This is a genomic window from Amycolatopsis rhizosphaerae, assembly GCF_007713715.1.
In the GTDB taxonomy this organism is placed as follows: domain Bacteria; phylum Actinomycetota; class Actinomycetes; order Mycobacteriales; family Pseudonocardiaceae; genus Amycolatopsis_E; species Amycolatopsis_E rhizosphaerae.
Genome location: NZ_VJWX01000645.1, coordinates 1 through 3,487, shown reverse-complemented (window position 1 = coordinate 3,487; position 3,487 = coordinate 1). Strand labels below are relative to the sequence as shown.

General features: G+C 72.0%; 5 protein-coding genes. 1 reads left to right on the top strand and 4 read right to left on the bottom strand.

What is annotated here, in order from left to right:
- A partial coding sequence (locus FNH05_RS34810) for an alpha/beta fold hydrolase (protein ID WP_144593101.1) occupies window positions 1-177 on the bottom strand: 177 nt, incomplete at its 3' end.
- Window positions 178-265: 88 nt separating this feature from the next.
- The gene (locus FNH05_RS34805; RefSeq protein WP_144593100.1) at window positions 266-1,243 is read right to left on the bottom strand and encodes a GlxA family transcriptional regulator; all 978 of its coding nucleotides are present in this window, start codon (window positions 1,241-1,243) and stop codon (window positions 266-268) included.
- Between the two features lie 73 nt (window positions 1,244-1,316).
- Between FNH05_RS34805 and FNH05_RS34800 the strand changes: the two genes are divergently transcribed.
- Window positions 1,317-1,715: an avidin/streptavidin family protein gene (locus tag FNH05_RS34800; protein WP_144593099.1), complete on the top strand. Its 399-nt coding sequence runs from the start codon at window positions 1,317-1,319 to the stop codon at window positions 1,713-1,715.
- A 5-nt stretch (window positions 1,716-1,720) separates the two neighbouring features.
- Here FNH05_RS34800 and FNH05_RS34795 read toward each other — a convergent pair whose 3' ends face one another.
- Both FNH05_RS34795 and FNH05_RS34790 read right to left on the bottom strand, forming a co-directional pair.
- Window positions 1,721-2,641, bottom strand: coding sequence for an NADP-dependent oxidoreductase (locus FNH05_RS34795; protein WP_144593098.1), 921 nt, complete (start codon window positions 2,639-2,641; stop codon window positions 1,721-1,723).
- Between the two features lie 125 nt (window positions 2,642-2,766).
- The coding region (locus FNH05_RS34790) for a quinone oxidoreductase family protein (protein ID WP_222426805.1) at window positions 2,767-3,487 on the bottom strand (721 nt) is incomplete at its 5' end.

Genomic DNA, 3,487 nt, shown 5'->3' with positions numbered 1-3,487 from the left:
GCCCGCGCCCCGCACGTCGTAGCGCACCACGCGGAAGCGGTCCGACAGCGCGGCCGCCACGTCGTCCCACACCTCGTGGGTGTCGGGATAGCCGTGCACCAGCACCACGACGGGTGCGTCCTCGGGGCCCTCCTCGAACACCGCGAGCCGCACGTTCCCGGAAACCACTGTCCTCATCCGACCTCCTCGCCCGACGCCCGAGCGTAACGCGAAACGGTCCGGCTTCCCGATCTTCGCCGAGAGCTTGGAGCCGGGGAGGAGGTGATCACGACCCGGAGGGGCCTCCCGGATGGCCGAAGGTGCGCCGGTAATCGCCGGGTGTGGTGCCCACTTCCTCGCTGAACCGGCGCCGGAAGTTCGACGGGTCGGGGAAACCGGTGGCGGCTCCGACGGCCGCCACGGGCGCGTCGGTGCGCTCCAGCAAGGCCCGCGCCTGCTCGATCCGCCTGCGCAGCAGCCACTTTCCCGGTGTGGTGCCGAGGTGGCGGTCGAACAGCCGCGCCAGGGTGCGGGGCGAGACCGCGCCCCGGGTGGCGAGATCGCCGTTGCCGATCGGCCGGTGGAGGTTCTCCCCGGCCCACGCCAGTATCGCTGCGAGCGTTTCCTGCTCCGGCGCGTTCCGGTCCGGCGGGGTCCACGAGTACTGCCGTTGCCCGCCGTCGCGGTGCGGTGGGAGGACCATGTGGCGGGCGATGTCGGCCGCGTACGCGGCGCCGAAGTCCCGGCGGACGAGTTCGAGCGCGAGATCGACCGCCGCACCGGTGCCCGCGCTGGTCGCGACGTCGCCGTGGTCGACGTAGAGGGCATGCGGCCGCACGGCCACCCTCGGGTAGCGGGCCTGGAGTTCTTCGGCCATGCGCCAGTGGGTGGTGGCCTCCCTGCCGTCGAGGAGTCCGATCGCGGCGAGCGCGAACGTACCCGAGCAGATCCCGACGACGCGGGCGCCGCGGGCGTGCGCGTCGGTGAGGGCCCGAGCGAGTTGCGGTGACGGCTGGGCGAGCCGGTCGGGCCAGCCGGTCACGAACACCGAGTCGGCCGCGCCGAGAACGTCGAGTCCGTGCTCGATGAGCATCCGGTAGCCCGCCTTGGTGGGAAGGGCACCAGGGGTTTCCGCGCAGACGTCGAACGAGTAGCGGGTCGGCACGCCGGGGTGCTCGATGCCGAACACCTCCGCAACGCAGGCGAGTTCGAACGTCGACTGCGGCGGCGTGACCACGGCGACCACGCGGTGACGTCGTTCCATGACGGCAGGATAATCCCCAAAGGTGTCGATCCTGCCACTCCCGCCGGCCGAGGTTCGTGGCGAGCATGAGGACATGAGCAATCGGAATCCCGTCACCTGGCTCGGACACTGGCGCAACCAGTACGGCTCGGAACTGACCATCACCGACGACTCCGGGCAGCGGCTCCGGGGCACCTTCCGCACGGCGCTGGGCGACAGTGCGTTCGCGGGCACGGAGGCCGAGATCACCGGCATCCATGTCGGCGACTGCGTGCAGTTCGCGTTCAGCCGCTCCGGGCCCGGCGGCGACGCGATCGCCTCGTTCACCGGGCTCCTGCGAGACGGACGGATGGAAACCATGTGGCACGTGATCGCCGACTCCGCCGTGAAGCCACCTCGGCCGGGACAGGCCCCGGAGCTGATCAAACTGCCCTGGGCCCATGCCGCCATGACCAACGCCGACACGTTCCAGCGGGTGCGCCGACCCGCGTGAACCGGTTACGGGACGAGCACGAGCCGCCCGCGCAGGCCGCCTTCCCGCAGTCGCCGGTGGGCCTTCTCCGCTTCCGCCAGCGGGTAGGTTCCGGCGACCCGCTGGGTCAGGCGCCCGAGCGCGGCGAGCCGGGCGAGCGCGGTCAGCGCGCGGCCGTCGGCCCGGATCCACACCGACCGCACGGTGATCCCGCGTAGCCCACGCGGTCCGTCACCGAGGACGGACACGAAGGTGCCCTCGTTTCGCACCGCGTCAAGGGCTTCCGTGCCCAGCACCGCCGCGTCGACCACGCCGTCGACCCCGCCCGGCAGGCGACGACGGACCGCGGCCGCGAGGTTTTCCCCGCGGGGCACGAAGAATTCGGCTCCGAGCCCGCGGACGAGTTCCTCGTCGCCACCGCCGGCGAGTGCGGCCACGCGGAGACCGCGCAGGGTGGCCAGTTCGACGAGGTACCCGCCGAGCCCGCCGGCGGCGCCGGTGACCAGCACGGTCTGGCCGGTCCGCAGGTCGAGCGCGTCCAGTGCCTGCACCGCGGTCAGCGCGTTCAGCGGCAGCGTGGCGCCCTCGACCGGGTCGAGCGTGCTGGGCGCGACGGCGCTCGCGTCCAGCACCACCTGCTCGGCGTGGCTGCCCAGCGGTTCGGTGAGCCGGTCCCGCAACCCGATCACCGGATCGCCGGGCGAGAACCCGGTCACCCCCTCGCCGATCCCGTCGATCACCCCGGCGACGTCCCAGCCGATCCCGACGTGCGGCAACGGACCGTGCAGACCGGCGAGGGCACCCGCCCGCGTCTGCTCGTCAACGGGGTTGAGCGCGGCGGCGGTGACCCGGATCCGCACCTGGCCCGGGCCCGGTTCGGGGCTGGGCACCTCGGCGATCTCCAGTGCTTCGGGGCCACCGAACTCGCGAACGATCACGGCACGCATCAGTTCTCCTCAGGGTCGTTGTGCTGCGTATGCCCTGGGGAACCGGAAGAGAGTCGTTCTCCATCCCGGTGCGGCCAACGCACTTCGGAGTGCGTTGGCCACCCGGAGGTGCGAAGTCCTGCCGGTCACCGGCCCTTGACGTCGACCACGTACTTCCCGGATCCGCGTCCCGCGGCCAGCAGGTCGTGGATCCCGGCAACGGAGGCGAGCGAATCGACGGTCGAGGTTTCGACCCGCACGGTTCCCGCCTCGATCAGCTGCAACCCCTTTCGCAGTGCGCTCGTCAAGGTGGCCGGCGAGGTCGCGGCCAGGCGGCTGATGCTGAAACCGAGCAGGCCGACGTTCCCGCCGATGAGTCGTCCGGTGGGCGGCAGCGGTGGGAGCGCACCGCCTGTGGCGTTGCCGAAGAGGACCACGCGCCCACCCGGTGCCGCGACGGAAAGATCCAGTTCCAGCAGTGAGCCGGTCGGGTCGAGGATCACGTCCACCCCCTGGGGAGCGATCTCCCTGATCCGCGCCTCCGTCTGGTCGTCGCGCGCGAACACCGAGTCCCACCCGGCTCCGAGACCGGCCGCGACCTTGTCCGCCCTGCCGACCGTGCCGATGCGTTCGCCGCTGCCCATCGTCCTGGCGACCTGGCTGACGAGTGCGCCGATTCCGCCGCTCGCCGAATGCATCAGCACCGATTCGCCGTGTTTCAGGCCGGCGCGTTCGAGCAGGAGAACAGCCGTGGCCACACCCAGTGGCACCGCCGCCGCCACGTCGAAGGACACCGCGGACGGCACCGCGACGGTAAGGTCGGCGGACGCGACAGCCACCTCGGCGAGCCCACCCCCACCCAGGGTG